Annotated in this window: 21 protein-coding genes; 19 read left to right on the top strand and 2 right to left on the bottom strand. The window is 39.3% G+C overall.

The features are described 5' to 3' along the window. Positions 1–70 precede the first annotated feature (70 nt). From ACXZ1K_RS00470 to ACXZ1K_RS00460, 3 genes are all read left to right on the top strand, one after another. The gene (locus ACXZ1K_RS00470) at positions 71–427 is read left to right on the top strand and encodes a Spx/MgsR family RNA polymerase-binding regulatory protein (protein ID WP_458971414.1); all 357 of its coding nucleotides are present in this window, start codon (positions 71–73) and stop codon (positions 425–427) included. A gap of 89 nt (positions 428–516) precedes the next feature. Continuing rightward, positions 517–1254 carry a peptidase associated/transthyretin-like domain-containing protein gene (locus ACXZ1K_RS00465; protein WP_458971413.1) on the top strand — a complete coding sequence of 246 codons (738 nt, stop codon included), beginning with the start codon at positions 517–519 and terminating at the stop codon, positions 1252–1254. A gap of 70 nt (positions 1255–1324) precedes the next feature. Beyond that, positions 1325–3289, top strand: coding sequence for a M1 family metallopeptidase (locus tag ACXZ1K_RS00460; protein ID WP_458971412.1), 1965 nt, complete (start codon positions 1325–1327; stop codon positions 3287–3289). A 77-nt stretch (positions 3290–3366) separates the two neighbouring features. Here ACXZ1K_RS00460 and ACXZ1K_RS00455 read toward each other — a convergent pair whose 3' ends face one another. Next, complete coding sequence (locus tag ACXZ1K_RS00455; RefSeq protein WP_458971411.1) at positions 3367–4008, bottom strand: hypothetical protein; 642 nt, start codon at positions 4006–4008, stop codon at positions 3367–3369. 87 nt (positions 4009–4095) lie between these two features. Between ACXZ1K_RS00455 and ACXZ1K_RS00450 the strand changes: the two genes are divergently transcribed. The 5 genes from ACXZ1K_RS00450 (at position 4096) to rpsJ (ending at position 7856) form a co-directional block, all read left to right on the top strand. Further along, positions 4096–4341, top strand: coding sequence for a VF530 family protein (locus ACXZ1K_RS00450; RefSeq protein WP_458971410.1), 246 nt, complete (start codon positions 4096–4098; stop codon positions 4339–4341). 117 nt (positions 4342–4458) lie between these two features. Next, on the top strand, positions 4459–4875 hold the full coding sequence (rpsL, locus tag ACXZ1K_RS00445) for a 30S ribosomal protein S12 (protein ID WP_458971409.1): 417 nt from the start codon (positions 4459–4461) through the stop codon (positions 4873–4875). A 16-nt stretch (positions 4876–4891) separates the two neighbouring features. Beyond that, positions 4892–5359, top strand: coding sequence for a 30S ribosomal protein S7 (rpsG, locus tag ACXZ1K_RS00440; protein WP_458971408.1), 468 nt, complete (start codon positions 4892–4894; stop codon positions 5357–5359). 16 nt (positions 5360–5375) lie between these two features. After that, positions 5376–7490: an elongation factor G gene (gene fusA, locus ACXZ1K_RS00435; RefSeq protein WP_458971407.1), complete on the top strand. Its 2115-nt coding sequence runs from the start codon at positions 5376–5378 to the stop codon at positions 7488–7490. Positions 7491–7550: 60 nt separating this feature from the next. Then, positions 7551–7856, top strand: a complete 306-nt coding sequence (rpsJ, locus tag ACXZ1K_RS00430; protein ID WP_008244591.1) for a 30S ribosomal protein S10 — start codon at positions 7551–7553, stop codon at positions 7854–7856. 85 nt (positions 7857–7941) lie between these two features. On the opposite strand, the gene ACXZ1K_RS00425 is transcribed toward rpsJ, so the two are convergent. Further along, positions 7942–8568: a hypothetical protein gene (locus ACXZ1K_RS00425; protein WP_458971406.1), complete on the bottom strand. Its 627-nt coding sequence runs from the start codon at positions 8566–8568 to the stop codon at positions 7942–7944. A 106-nt stretch (positions 8569–8674) separates the two neighbouring features. On the opposite strand from ACXZ1K_RS00425, the gene ACXZ1K_RS00420 reads away from it, so the two are divergent. The 11 genes from ACXZ1K_RS00420 to rpmC all read left to right on the top strand — a co-directional run bounded on the left by ACXZ1K_RS00420 (position 8675) and on the right by rpmC (position 14725). After that, positions 8675–9511: a sulfite exporter TauE/SafE family protein gene (locus ACXZ1K_RS00420; RefSeq protein WP_458971405.1), complete on the top strand. Its 837-nt coding sequence runs from the start codon at positions 8675–8677 to the stop codon at positions 9509–9511. Beyond that, the gene (locus tag ACXZ1K_RS00415; protein WP_458971404.1) at positions 9508–9900 is read left to right on the top strand and encodes a DUF1634 domain-containing protein; all 393 of its coding nucleotides are present in this window, start codon (positions 9508–9510) and stop codon (positions 9898–9900) included. Before ACXZ1K_RS00420 ends, ACXZ1K_RS00415 begins: the two co-directional genes overlap by 4 nt. Before the next feature lie 182 nt (positions 9901–10082). After that, the gene (rplC, locus tag ACXZ1K_RS00410; RefSeq protein ID WP_458971403.1) at positions 10083–10700 is read left to right on the top strand and encodes a 50S ribosomal protein L3; all 618 of its coding nucleotides are present in this window, start codon (positions 10083–10085) and stop codon (positions 10698–10700) included. 4 nt (positions 10701–10704) lie between these two features. Next, complete coding sequence (rplD, locus tag ACXZ1K_RS00405; RefSeq protein ID WP_458971402.1) at positions 10705–11334, top strand: 50S ribosomal protein L4; 630 nt, start codon at positions 10705–10707, stop codon at positions 11332–11334. Position 11335: 1 nt separating this feature from the next. Then, entirely contained in the window at positions 11336–11626 is a 291-nt protein-coding gene (gene rplW / locus ACXZ1K_RS00400; protein WP_458971401.1) for a 50S ribosomal protein L23, read from the top strand. A gap of 23 nt (positions 11627–11649) precedes the next feature. After that, the gene (gene rplB / locus ACXZ1K_RS00395; protein ID WP_458971400.1) at positions 11650–12474 is read left to right on the top strand and encodes a 50S ribosomal protein L2; all 825 of its coding nucleotides are present in this window, start codon (positions 11650–11652) and stop codon (positions 12472–12474) included. Further along, a complete protein-coding gene (gene rpsS, locus ACXZ1K_RS00390; RefSeq protein ID WP_458971399.1) occupies positions 12474–12740 on the top strand; it encodes a 30S ribosomal protein S19 in 267 nt (88 codons plus the stop codon). Before rplB ends, rpsS begins: the two co-directional genes overlap by 1 nt. 7 nt (positions 12741–12747) lie before the next feature. Next, entirely contained in the window at positions 12748–13110 is a 363-nt protein-coding gene (gene rplV / locus ACXZ1K_RS00385) for a 50S ribosomal protein L22 (RefSeq protein WP_055130479.1), read from the top strand. 5 nt (positions 13111–13115) lie between these two features. Then, positions 13116–13982: a 30S ribosomal protein S3 gene (gene rpsC / locus ACXZ1K_RS00380; RefSeq protein ID WP_458971398.1), complete on the top strand. Its 867-nt coding sequence runs from the start codon at positions 13116–13118 to the stop codon at positions 13980–13982. Positions 13983–14020: 38 nt separating this feature from the next. Further along, positions 14021–14443: a 50S ribosomal protein L16 gene (gene rplP / locus ACXZ1K_RS00375; RefSeq protein ID WP_048907441.1), complete on the top strand. Its 423-nt coding sequence runs from the start codon at positions 14021–14023 to the stop codon at positions 14441–14443. A gap of 72 nt (positions 14444–14515) precedes the next feature. Continuing rightward, entirely contained in the window at positions 14516–14725 is a 210-nt protein-coding gene (gene rpmC / locus ACXZ1K_RS00370) for a 50S ribosomal protein L29 (RefSeq protein WP_458971397.1), read from the top strand. Positions 14726–14736: the final 11 nt, after the last annotated feature.

Here is a 14736-nt window from a genome sequence, read left to right as displayed (position 1 = left end):
GCTTTTTTGCTGAAATTTTAAAATGTGACGAAACCTAAGAAAAAAGGGCTGAATTGCCTAGTTTTGTAAGATGGTAGTATATGGAATCCCAAATTGTAATACGGTTAAGAAGGCCATGACCTGGTTGAGAGACCATGGATTTGAGCCGGAATTTCATGATTTTAAGAAAAAAGGCATTACTGTTGAGAAGCTAGATCAATGGTGTGAAGTTTTTGGATGGGAACGTGTGCTGAATAAAAAGGGAACTACCTGGAAAAAACTTTCTCCAGAAATACAGGAAAGTGTAAAAGACAAGCAAACTGCGATTGCAGTGATGCTGGAAAATAATAGCGCTATTAAGCGCCCTGTTGTTGAAGTTGAGCGTAAGCCAGTGCTTCTTAGTTTTTCTGAAGACGAATACCAATCGGTATTATCGTTATCGTATTAAAGACCAAATTTAAACAGCCCAATTAACAGCATAATTGTTAATTTTTGTTAAATGAATTGTTTGATTCTTTAACGCTGCTACCTTTGGTTATGGACAAAACGCTGTTCCTATTTCTTGTACTAATTTTTCCATTGCAAAGCATAGCTCAAAGTACTTTGTCTGGTCATGTTTATGATTATGAAAATAGAAAGTTGCCGTTGCCATACGTCGTGGTCAAGAATCTGAATAATGCAAAGGAAACACAAACCCAGAGTGGCGGACAGTTTGAAATTATAGCAAAAAAAGGGGATCTCCTGGTATTTTCAAAAAGTGGATACCATACAGATACTTTATTTTTAATTGACCTTTCCGTAAAGCGGATTTTTCTTCCTGTTAGTGTTACCGATTTGAAAGAGGTGAACATACAAGGAGTAAGGGTAAATCCGGGCGTGCTCTATCGAGATCCCGAAGCAAAGGAATTTAAGAGATTTGAAACTGATGATCTGAGGGGAAAGAAAAACAACGACCGGGCCGGTGGACTTAGTTTTAATCTTGGCTATGGTAAATACAGAAGGGAGCAGCAAAAGAAACAGCAGATTGAGGAGACAGAAATTTATGAAGACGAGATTAACGCTAATTTTACCAATGAATTTGTAGGCAAGTTGACAAAGCTGGAAGGAGAAGAACTTAAGAATTTTATTTATCTGTATAAACCATCTGCCGGACTTGTAAAAGCAGATCGGCCATTCAATTACACTTTGTATATCTTAAAGGCATTTAGCACCTGGCAGAAGTTGCCTGTCGATCAAAGAAAACCTCCTGCGCTGCCAAAAATCAAAAAGAGTTAATAATACCGTTACAATCTGTATAGAAAAAAGGTATTTTCTATATTTGATGCTACAACTAATCTTATAAACAATGATAAATAAACTGAATCTTCTGTTTGTGTTAATTTTTGCCGGCAGTTTTTCTGCATTTGCTCAGCAAAATGTCACTGTCGAATCGAATTATGATCCACACGATGCGTTTAGTCCGCTTTTTTATACGCAAAATGGCAATGAATTTCGCTCTGCGAGTGGATATCCAGGTGCAAGATACTGGCAAAATAGAGCAGATTATATAATATCTGCCACGCTAAACGATGTAAACAACTCGGTAACCGGCGCAGTTACTATTTCTTATAAAAATAACAGTCCTGATAAGCTACCTTTCTTATGGCTTCAGCTGGATCAGAATTTGTTCGCGGAAGGATCAAGAGGAAATGCGATGATTGCCGGTAACAGCCGTTATGGCAATAGAGGAGAAAAACTAGAAGGCGGTTATAAGATAAATGGAATAGCTATTTCAATAAAAGCAAAGTCGGTAAAGTTTGCTTCACTTGTTGAAGACACAAGAATGCAAGTAAGGTTAGAGGAACCTTTATTGCCAGGAGAAACGATCACTCTAAAAATGAACTTTTCCTTTATTATTCCTAAGAATGGATCAGACAGAATGGGGCACCTCGCCACAAAAAATGGCGAGATATATGCGATAGCCCAATGGTTTCCAAGAATGTGCGTGTATGATGATGTATTGGGTTGGAACACCTTGCCTTACTGGGGTGCAGGAGAATTTTACTGCGAGTATGGTGACGTTGATTTTTCTGTTACAGCCCCTGCCAATCATATCGTGATGGGATCTGGCGAGTTGTTAAACCCCCAAGAAGTATTTACTGCAGAGCAATTGAAGCGCTGGAATGCCGCAAAGCAAAGTGATCAAACTGTAGCGATCCGCTCTGCAGCAGAAGTCACTGATGCAGCATCAAGACCTTCAAAAGATAAGTTGACCTGGAAATTTAAGATAAAAGATACAAGGGACGTAGCTTGGGCATCGTCTAAGGCTTTTGTGCTTGATGCTGCTCGCATCAACTTGCCAAGTGGCAAAAAATCGCTGGCCGTTTCAGCTCATCCCATTGAAAGCGCTGGTAAAGAAAGCTACGGAAGGGGTGCAGAATACGTAAAGACCACTATAGAGCATTACTCTGCAAAATGGTTTGAGTATCCTTATCCAATGGCTGTAAATGTAGCCAGTAACGTTGGTGGTATGGAATATCCGGGGATTGTTTTCTGTGGCTGGACTGCTAAGAATGGTAGTGCCTGGGGGGTTATAGACCATGAGTTTGGGCATACCTGGTTTCCAATGATTGTAGGTAGTAACGAGCGCAAGTATGGTTGGATGGATGAGGGTTTTAATACTTTTATCAATGGCATATCTTCGCAGTCATTCAATAATGGCGAATATAAAAAGGCACCAGCTGATATGCATAAAGCAGCTATCGCGAATGCTAAACCTGAGGCGGAATATATCATGCTTACGCCAGATGCGATGCGTGAAGCAAATATCGGCAGAAACTTATACAGCAAACCTGGGCAAGGATTGGATTTGTTAAGAAACCAAATATTAGGAGCAGATCGTTTTGATTATGCATTTAGAAACTATATAGCCCAATGGTCTTTCAAGCATCCAACACCATTTGATTTCTTTAGGTCAATTGAAAACGGTGCAGGAGAAGACTTATCCTGGTTCTGGAGGGGTTGGTTTTTAGAAAACTGGAAAATGGATCAAGCTATTACTAGTGTTACACCAAATAAAATTAATGGTGCTACTACGGGGTATAGCATTGTGGTGACTAACCTTCAAAAATTACCGATGCCAATTATTATTGAAGTTAAAACAAAGAGCGGCAAGACAGATATTCTTAAATTAGGTGTAGATGTTTGGATGAGGAATAAAAGCTGGACTGTAAATTATCCTACCACAGAAGAAGTTGTTTCTGTAAAATTAGATCCTGATAAAGTATTGCCTGATGTAAATGCTGATAATGACAGCTGGACTGGAAACTAAAAAGCAAAACACCGGAACATAGAATGCCCCCAGAAAGTTAGTTGCTTTTGGGGGCATTTTTAATTGAATAGGGTTGCTTATTTAAAAAAGCTTTCTTTAAGTTTTTCTGCATTTAAAACAGGTGGTGGAGTATCTAATCGGATAGACCATCCTTTAGTTTTCAATAGCGCAATATCAACTTTCGCTACAGAAAGGTCTTTCCCTTTTAAGGCTTGATTATATAGTATTGGTTCAGGAGATTCTATATCACCTTTCGTATTGAATAGTATCTCTAGACGGAATTTTGGCCATAGCTGGATATCACTCATGTTTGCTGAATATAATTTTGCTGTACTGTTTGGGTGGATAATTCCAGCAAATTCACCTTTAAAGGCTCCGTTTTTTTCTGTACTGAGGCTGGTTAGCAGTGTAAATGAGGTTTCGTTAACCAAATGAAAGTGCGCAACGGAAGATATGTGTTGATCACTAACCATTGCTAAAAATACTCCCTCTTTGATAAATTGGGTTGGAATAGGTTGAATTTGGCCTGCAGTGTTGCTGGCCAGTTTGCTCCCGGTAGGGATTTCTCCGTGTATTAATGTTACTTTGGAAGCCATAACAGGTATTTCAAAGTCGTTAGCGTCGGTAACACCTATAGTTTCTTTATCTATGATGCGTGTGATGTAGCCTTCGAGGTTTTCATCAACAAAACGTACAAAATCTCCAATTTTTAAATCCATGGTTAGTTATAATTATGGATTCAAACTTAGATAAAAGGAAGGGGAGTTATTTAATAGCAGCGTAAAGTAATTTTATTTTAAGGTAGCATGGAAGTTGTTTATTTTTGTACCATGGCAGAAGAGGAGCAAAAGAACAATCCGTTACATGGCAAGACACTAGAGTTCATTTTAAAACAGTTGGTATGGCATTATGGCTGGGAGGAGATGAGCATATATGTGAAGATTGACTGCTTTAAAAACAATCCAACAATGAATTCAAGTTTAAAGTTTCTGAGAAAAACCGACTGGGCAAGGAAGAAAGTGGAGAAATTATATCTCAATACTTTTCATTAACAGTTATTAATTAAATTTTTGTTAACGTCTTGATTTATAAAATGTATTGTCTTACCTTTGCAGTCCCTTATTGAGGGGTAAAGTTTTTAAACATTAATAGAAAAACAAAAAAGAGCAATGCCAACCATTCAGCAATTAGTTAGAAAAGGTAGAGTAGCACTGGAGTTCAAGAGTAAGTCTCCGGCGTTGGACAGCTGTCCACAGCGAAGAGGTGTATGTACACGTGTATATACTACTACCCCTAAAAAACCAAACTCAGCAATGCGTAAAGTAGCGCGTGTACGTTTAACCAATGGTAAAGAGGTTAACGCATACATTCCTGGAGAGGGTCACAACCTACAGGAGCACTCCATCGTATTGATTCGTGGTGGTCGTGTTAAAGATTTACCAGGTGTACGTTATCACATCATTCGTGGTGCGTTAGATACGTCAGGCGTAGCCGGTCGTAATCAACGTCGTTCTAAATACGGAACAAAACGTCCTAAGCCAGGACAAGTAGCTGCGGCTCCAACAAAAGGTGGTAAAAAGAAATAATTAGGAGGAAAGAAAAATGAGAAAGTCAAAACCAAAAAAGAGAATTATCCTTCCTGATCCTAAATTTAATGATGTTCAGGTAACAAGGTTTGTGAATAATATGATGTATGATGGAAAGAAATCCATTGCTTACGATATTTTTTATGATGCAGTAGAGTTAGCTGAGAAAAAAGTTGGTGAGAATGGTTTAGAAGTATTTAAACGTGCTTTGGTGAACATCAGCCCAGCTGTAGAAGTTAAGTCTCGTAGAGTTGGAGGTGCAAACTTCCAGGTACCAACAGAGGTGAGACCAGACCGCAAGATTGCTTTAGGCATGAAATGGTTAATCAATTACGCTCGTAAACGTGGTGAGAAAACTATGAAAGAGAAATTAGCGGGTGAAATTATTTCAGCAGCTAAAGGTGAAGGCGCAGCAGTTAAGAAAAAAGAAGATACGCATAAAATGGCTGAGGCTAACAAAGCGTTCTCTCATTTCCGTTTCTAATATTTGAAATTATATAATGTCAAGAGATTTAAGATTTACAAGAAATATTGGGATCGCAGCGCACATTGATGCGGGTAAAACCACAACAACTGAGCGTATCCTTTATTATGCTGGTGTTAGTCACAAAATTGGTGAGGTGCATGAAGGTGCGGCTACAATGGACTGGATGGCACAGGAGCAGGAGCGTGGTATAACCATCACTTCTGCTGCAACTACAGTAGGATGGAAGTATAGGGGACAGGATTACCACATCAACATTATTGATACACCGGGACACGTGGATTTCACCGTAGAGGTAAACCGTTCTTTACGTGTATTGGATGGATTGGTATTTTTGTTTTCGGCAGTTGATGGTGTTGAGCCTCAATCTGAAACCAACTGGCGTTTGGCTAACAACTATAATGTTGCCCGTATTGGTTTCGTTAATAAAATGGACCGTTCCGGAGCTGACTTCTTAAAAGTTGTTGGACAGGTGAAAAGTATGTTGGGTAGTAACGCTGTTCCGTTACAATTGCCTATTGGCGCTGAAGACAGCTTTACTGGCGTTGTGGATTTAATCAATAACCGTGGAATTGTTTGGAATGAGCATGATAAGGGTATGACTTTTACAGAAGTCCCTATTCCTGCCGATATGCTTGATGAAGTAGCTGAATGGAGAGAAAAACTATTGGAATCCGTTGCGGATTACGATGAGACCTTGATGGAGAAGTTCTTCGATGATCCTAACTCAATTACTGAACGTGAAATTCTGGATGCATTACGTGCAGCAGTTTTGGATGCCAAAATTGTACCTATGGTTTGTGGTTCGTCTTTCAAAAACAAAGGTGTACAAACTATGCTTGACTATGTGATGGAGTTATTGCCGTCGCCGATGGATTCTGAAGGTATCGTTGGAACTAATCCTGAAACTGGAGAAGAAGTATTACGTAAACCTGATGAGAAAGAACCTTTTGCGGCTTTAGCTTTTAAAATTGCAACAGATCCTTTTGTTGGTCGTTTGTGCTTTATCCGTGTTTACTCAGGTAACCTGGAAGCTGGATCATATATTTACAATGCACGTTCTGAGAATAAGGAGCGTATTTCCCGTATCTTCCAAATGCATGCCAACAAGCAAAATCCAATCCCTAATGTAGGTGCTGGTGATATTGCTGCGGTAGTTGGATTTAAAGATATTAAAACTGGTGATACACTTTGTGAAGAGAAGAACCCAATTGTATTGGAATCAATGGTATTCCCAGAGCCGGTTATTGGTTTGGCAATTGAGCCTAAAACTCAAGCTGATATCGATAAACTAGGTATGGGCTTATCAAAGCTTGCTGAGGAGGATCCTACATTTAGAGTTCAAACTGACGAGGAAACTGGTCAAACTGTTATCTCTGGTATGGGTGAGCTACACCTTGATATTTTGATTGACCGTCTTAAACGTGAGTTTAAAGTAGAAGTTAATCAAGGTGCGCCTCAAGTAGCATACAAGGAAGCAATTTTTGGTTCTACACAACACCGTGAAACTTATAAAAAACAATCTGGTGGTCGTGGTAAGTTCGCTGATATTCAAGTAGTGATCTCACCTATCGATTCTGATTTTGAAAAAGGTGGTTTGCAGTTTGTAAATGAAATTACAGGCGGTTCAATTCCGCGTGAGTTTATTCCTTCAGTAGAAAAAGGATTTGCGGCAGCAATGGCGAATGGTGTATTAGCAGGCTACCCACTTCCTGATATGAAAGTTCGTTTAATTGATGGTTCATTCCACGCGGTCGATTCAGATGCTTTGTCATTTGAGCTTGCAGCAAGAATGGCTTACCGTGAAGCATTACCTAAATGCAAACCTACTTTGATGGAGCCAATAATGAAAATTGAAATCCTGACTCCAGAAGAGAATATGGGTGATGTAATTGGAGATATGAACCGTCGTCGCGGTCAACTTTTAGGTATGGATACACGTAATGGTTCTCAGGTAATTAAAGCTACTGTGCCACTATCTGAGATGTTTGGTTATGTAACTCAGTTACGTACAATCACTTCTGGACGAGCAACATCTACAATGGAGTTTGATCATTACGAAGCTGCTCCTAAGAATGTACAGGACGAAGTAATTGCTAAATCAAAAGGTAGAGTTAAATCTATCGATTAATATAAAACTTGGCTGCCGGTTATTAATAGCTCTAACCGGCGCCTTAATTAAATAAATACTATGAGCCAAAGAATCAGAATCAAATTGAAATCTTACGATTACAACTTGGTAGATAAATCTGCTGAGAAAATTGTTAAGACAGTTAAACCTACGGGTGCAGTGGTTAGCGGACCGATTCCGTTGCCAACAGAAAAGAAAATCTTCACAGTTTTGCGTTCACCACACGTGAACAAAAAAGCACGTGAGCAGTTTCAATTGTGTGCGTACAAACGTTTGTTAGATATTTATAGTTCTAACTCTAAAACTGTTGATGCTTTAATGAAACTTGAATTACCTAGCGGCGTTGAAGTAGAAATCAAAGTTTAACTTTACTGAGTTAATAAAACAAAAAGCCTTCTAGATTTTCTGGAAGGCTTTTTATTTATTTGCTATTTTGGAATATTAGTGGAGACTAACCCCTGCCTTTAAGCTCTTCGAGTTTGTTCCGTTCGTCCTGAAGTTCACGAGCTAGCTTTTTTTCTTTTTCATTGGCTTTCGTTTTATAGGCCTGGTATTCCTGCGATATCTCTTCATATAGACCAGTTCTGTACTTTGCTTCATGAATATTCTTGGCCGATCTAACAAAAACAAAAGTGAGCAGTAGGGCAAGGATTAAAATTATTGTCCAAACGATCACATTGTAACTGGACTTGGAGAAGGACAGCCCTATAAAGGAAATCTGATCCATTTTTGCATTCGTTGCGGCAAGCGATGATTCTGTTCCTGAAATTTCATTTTTTAATCCCGAAACACCTTGTTCCAGCGCTTTGATTTTTTGATTTGCGTTGGCAAGGCTTTTTCTCTCTGTACGTAAAGTGTCTTTAACACTTTGGAAAAATTGAGAAAATCTATATGGATTGATCAATTTGTAACCATTTAAGGTTTTCGATTTCGCCAGGATTAACTGATACTGACCCTGCAGACTAGGATCTAGTTTGACCGAGTCAATCTTTATGCCGGTACGGGTTGCCTTGACCTGAGCATTCAAACTTAAGTTGGTTAGGATAATTATGGCCAGTAGGATGGAGAATTTTTTCATTAATGCCTGTTTAAATTGTGTGAATATATTGAAAATAGTTACTTCTATTTTAACAATGGTATTATAAATTTATTGTGTTAGTCCGTTAGATAGTATATTTGCATCGATGTCAGTATTGGTGTTCACATTGATTGTCTTCGTAGGTGCTTTTCTGGCAGGACTACTTGGGTCACTTACGGGTTTAGGCGGAGGGGTCGTTATAATACCGTTGCTTACGCTTGTTTTAGGGGTGGATATCCACTATGCAATTGGCGCTTCAATCATTTCAGTCATTGCTACCTCGTCTGGCTCAGCGGCGGCTTATGTCAAAGAGGGAATAACTAATATTCGTATTGGTATGTTTTTAGAGATCGCTACCACAATCAGTGCCGTATTTGGTGCCGTTATTACCATATATATAAACCCGGGGTATATAGCTGTTGCATTTGGAATGATTCTACTTTTTTCCGCGGTTATGATGATGAGGAAGAAAGTTGATCGGTCTGATAACAATACAGCTGGAAGATTGGCTGTATTTCTTAAATTAAATGGTAGCTATCCAACTGCGGAGGGGGCTAAATATTATGCTGTACATAATGTAGTTGGCGGATTTTTAATGATGTTCATTGCTGGTATAATTTCTGGCTTACTTGGGATAGGCTCAGGAGCTTTGAAAGTCATAGCGATGGATAATATTATGAAAATTCCATTTAAGGTATCTACTACAACAAGTAACTTCATGATGGGTGTTACAGCTGCTGCAAGTGCGGTTGTATATTTTCATAGAGGCCAGATTGACCCGGGTATTGCGATGCCGGTATCTATTGGAGTTTTAATTGGTGCTACTGTAGGGTCAAAGATCTTGGTAAGAACTAAAACCGACAAGCTTAAAGTTGTTTTTGCACTGGTTGTTACTTTTCTTGCGCTACAAATGATTTATAACGGGTTATCTGGAAAACTATGAAAAAGCCGCTTAATTTTTATGCAGATAAAGATGTTCAGTTAATACTTGGAACGTTATTGAGGGTTGGAGTTGTCGCTTCGATGATCGTGGTTTTTACTGGTGGGATGATTTACTTGTTTACAAGGTATTCTGAAGCTGTAGATTATAGTGTTTTTGATCCCAATAAATCGGGACTGTTTTCAATTGCTTCAGTTTATAGAGGCGTTCTTAATTTGGATGGAAACGCGATCGCCCAATTCGGTGTTCTTTTATTGATTTTTACGCCGGTTGCCAGAGTGGTCTTTTCAGTTTTTAGCTTTCTTATTGAACGAGATTATCTATATGTGGTAATTGGTTTATTGGTTTTGACTGTGATTCTGATTAGTTTGAGTAATAAGCTAGTTGGTTAAAACTGGTTTTAAATGAGTGCTGTCCTGCCTAATCAAATTATTTGCGATTATTTGAAAAAATAATACGCTAACTATTTGAAAATTAAGATTTCTTTCCTATTTTTGCCCTCCCTTAACAGGGATGTGTATCCACCTTGAACGAAGCCCTACTGCTTCGATGGGTGTTAAATTAAAAAAAGAAAATGTCAGGTATTATTGGAAAAAAAGTAGGAATGACCAGCATTTTCGACGCCGATGGAAAGAATATTCCATGTACGGTGATCGAAGCTGGGCCTTGTGTAGTTACGCAAGTAAAGACCGAAGAGAAAGATGGTTATGTTTCAGTTCAGCTGGGTTTCGGCGAGGCTAAAGAAAAAAATACCACTCAGCCGTTAAAAGGACACTTTGCGAAAGCAAACACTACGCCTAAACGCAAATTGGTTGAATTTGAGCCATTTGAGGAATCATTAAACTTAGGAGACACGGTAACAGTAAGCATCTTCAATGAAGGTGACTTTGTTGATGTTGTTGGTACTTCAAAAGGTAAAGGATTTCAAGGTGTTGTAAAGCGTCATGGTTTTGGTGGTGTTGGTGGTCAAACTCACGGACAGCACAACAGGATGCGTGCACCAGGTTCATTGGGAGCAGCTTCTTATCCTGCACGCGTATTTAAAGGTATGCGTATGGCTGGAAGAATGGGTGGAGACAGGGTTAAGGTTCAGAACTTACAAGTTTTGAAAGTTTATGCTGATCAAAATCTGGTTGTAGTTAGTGGTTCCGTACCAGGAGCTAAGGGTTCTTACGTAATCTTAGATAAGTAAGCAGATGGAAGTTAAAGTATTAAACATTTCAGGAAAAGAAACAGGCGCAACAGTGCAGCTTCCTGAGGCGGTATTTGGTATATCGCCGGTTGATCATGCGATCTATTTAGATGTTAAGCAGTATTTGGCAAATCAACGTCAAGGTACTCACAAGTCTAAACAACGTAATGAAATTGCTGGTTCAACCCGTAAATTATATAAACAAAAAGGTACTGGTGGTGCTCGTGCAGGTAGTATTAAATCTCCTTTGTTTAATGGTGGTGGTCGTGTTTTCGGTCCTCAACCAAGAGATTATAGTTTTAAACTGAATAAGAAATTGAAGGTGTTGGCTCGTAAGTCTGCATTATCTTATAAAGCACAAGATTCAAATGTTGTGGTTTTAGAAGATTTCAGCTTTGATTCTATCAAAACTAAGAACTACATCAATTTAGTTAGCGCTTTGAATTTAGCTGGCGAAAAGACTTTGTTGGTTTTACCTTCACAAAATAACAATATCTATTTATCAAGCAGAAACATCCAGAAAGCGAAAGTAATCACTGCAGATCAGTTAAATACATACGATGTATTGAATTGCAGAAAGCTTTTGTTTACTACTGATTCTCTTAAAACATTGGAGGAGGCATTTGCCAAGTAATATGGAAATTTTACAAAAACCGATTTTAACAGAAAAAGCTTCTGTACTGACTGAAAAGTCAAACCGCTTTACATTCAGAGTGGATACTAAAGCTAACAAACTGCAAATCAAATCTGCAATAGAAAAAATGTACGGCGTAAACATTTTAGCCATCAACACTTTGGTTGTGGCTGGTAAAGTTAAGTCGAGAAACACTAAGGGCGGATTGGTAACAGGACGCAGCCCTAAATACAAGAAAGCTGTTGTTACCTTGAAAGCAGGAGAGACAATCGATTATTACGCGAACATTTAATAAGAATTGAATAATTATAAACTATGGGCTTAAGAAAATTTAAACCAGTCACTCCGGGAACCCGCTTTAGAGTAGGTGCCAGTTTTACGGAGATTACAGCAACCAAGCCCGAAAAATCATTGGTTGTATCTTCTAAGAAATCGGGAGGACGTAACAATACAGGAAAGATGACTATGCGCTACATGGGTGGTGGTCATAAAAAATCTTATCGTTTAATTGATTTTAAACGTGAGAAGTTTGATATTCCTGCAACAGTAGCTACTGTTGAATACGATCCAAACCGTACAGCACGTATTGCATTATTACATTATGCAGATGGTGAGAAGCGTTATATTATTGCACCGGAAGGATTGCAAGTAGGGCAAAAGGTGGTATCGGGTGATACTGCAACTCCAGAAGTGGGAAATACTTTAAAACTGAGCAATATTCCTTTAGGATCTATTGTACACAATGTGGAGATTCATCCAGGTCGTGGTGCTCAGTTGGCACGTAGCGCAGGTGCTTATGCACAATTAGCTGCACGTGACGGTAAATATGCTACATTGAAAATGCCTTCAGGCGAAACCAGGTTAATCCTGACTGCTTGTTTGGCTACTATCGGAGCTGTTTCCAATTCTGATCATGCAAATGAAGTATTAGGTAAAGCTGGTCGTAATCGTTGGTTAGGTCGTCGTCCTAGAACACGTCCGGTTGCGATGAACCCTGTCGATCACCCAATGGGTGGTGGTGAGGGACGCTCATCAGGTGGTCAGCCTAGGTCAAGGAATGGTATGTATTCTAAAGGCTTTAAGACCCGCACACTTAAAAAATACTCAAATCGTTTCATCATAGAGAAAAGGAAGAAATAATGGCTCGTTCGATAAAAAAAGGACCTTATATTGACCATAACGTAGAGAAGAAAGTAGCCTCTATGAATGATTCAGGCAAGAGGTCTGTAATTAAAACTTGGTCTCGCAGATCAATGATCTCACCAGATTTTGTGGGTCATACATTTGCAGTACATAACGGTAATAAATTTATACCGGTATACGTAACAGAAAACATGGTTGGTCATAAGCTGGGAGAGTTTGCTCCAACCAGAACATTTAGGGGTCACTCTGAAAAGAAAAAATAATTAAGAGATGGAAGCAGTAGCGAAATTAAACAATTGTCCAACCTCACCGCGTAAGATGCGTTTGGTTGTAGATCTTATCAGAGGTGAGCGTGTTGAGAAAGCTTTACATATTTTAAAGTTTACCAATAAAGATGCGGCAATAAGAGTTGAGAAACTATTATTGTCAGCTATCAAAAACTGGGAAACTAAGAATGAAGGTTCTCGCCCTGAAGAAAACCAATTATACGTGAAAACGATAATGGTAGGCGGTGGTCGTCAGTTAAAAAGATTAAGACCGGCACCTCAAGGACGTGGTTACAGAATACGTAAACGTTCGAACCATGTAACTTTGGTAGTAGATAGTAAAAACGTTGAAACTCAAACTAATTAACAGAAATGGGACAAAAAGCACATCCAATAGGAAACAGGTTAGGAATCATCAAGGGTTGGGATTCTAACTGGTTCGGTGGCAACAACTATGCTGATAAATTAGTTGAGGACGATAAAATAAGAAAATATCTTGCTGCACGTATCGCGAAAGGCGGTGTTGCTAAGGTTGTAATTGAGCGTACGTTAAAACGTATCACTGTTACAATTCATACAGCACGTCCAGGTATTGTGATCGGTAAAGCTGGTCAGGAAGTTGACAAGATCAAAGAAGAGTTGAAGAAATTGACAAAAAAGGAAATTCAAATCAACATTTTTGAGATCAAACGTCCTGAGCTTGATGCACAATTGGTTGCAGAAGGTGTTGCGAAACAGTTAGAGGCGAGGATCTCTTTCCGTAGAGCGATGAAATCTACAATTGCATCAACAATGCGTATGGGTGCTGAAGGTATCAAGATCATGACCTCTGGTAGGTTAGGTGGTGCTGAGATGGCTCGTAGCGAACAGTATAAAGAAGGAAGAATTCCTTTGCATACTTTCCGTGCAGACATTGACTATGCATTGGCAGAAGCTTTAACTACTTATGGAAAAATAGGTGTTAAAGTGTGGATCTGTAAAGGCGAGGTTTACGGTAAACGTGATCTTTCTCCAAACATTGGCGCTACGAGCAATGCTCCAGGCAAAGGTGGCAGACCAGAGGGTGCATTTGCAGGCGGCAGAGAGAGAGATAACCGTGGCGGTGGAGACAGAAGAACCGATAACCGCGGTGGTGGTAATCGTGGCGGAAGAGGTCCTGGTCAAGGTGGTCCCGGTCAAGGTGGTCCAGGAAGAGATAACAGAGGTGGAAATACTCCTAACAGAGGTCCTCGTAAATAATTAGTTAACAGATCGTTTTACGATAATATTAGAATAAAATGTTACAGCCAAAAAGAACGAAGTTCAGAAAGATGCAAAAAGGCAGAATGAAAGGTTTAGCAACTCGTGGTGCTGAATTATCATTCGGGTCTTTCGGGATCAAATCTTTAGAGTCGACTTGGATTACCAGTCGTCAGATAGAGGCAGCCCGTATTGCGGTAACTCGTTTCATGAAACGTGAAGGCCAAGTGTGGATTAGAATTTTCCCGGACAAACCGGTTACTAAGAAGCCAGCTGAAGTACGTATGGGTAAAGGTAAGGGTGCTCCTGAATATTGGGTGGCCGTTGTTAGACCAGGACGTATTATTTTTGAAGCCGAAGGTGTTCCTTTAGAAGTAGCTAAAGAAGCAATGAGATTGGCCGCTCAGAAATTACCGATCCAAACAAAATTTGTAGTACGTAGAGATTACGTAGAGGCATAAGCAGTTGCGGGTTGAATGTTGTAAGTAACTTGTTATTATAACCGCTAGACCCGCATCATAAAAATTAATAAAATGAAGAACTCAGAAATCACAGGGCTTTCACAAGAAGAACTAGTAGCCAGGATTGCAGAAGAAAAGGAAAACTTAGTAAAGTTAAAATTTGCTCACACAATTTCGGCTATTGAAAATCCTACCCGTATTAGAAAGGTAAGAAGAGATATTGCCCGATTAAACACTGAAGTGGCCAAGCGTAAAGCTGTGCCAGCTACTGAAACTAAATAACTTTAGAGTCG

Source organism: Pedobacter jaeyakensis (assembly GCF_054461315.1).
This window is presented reverse-complemented; position numbering and strand designations above follow the sequence as displayed.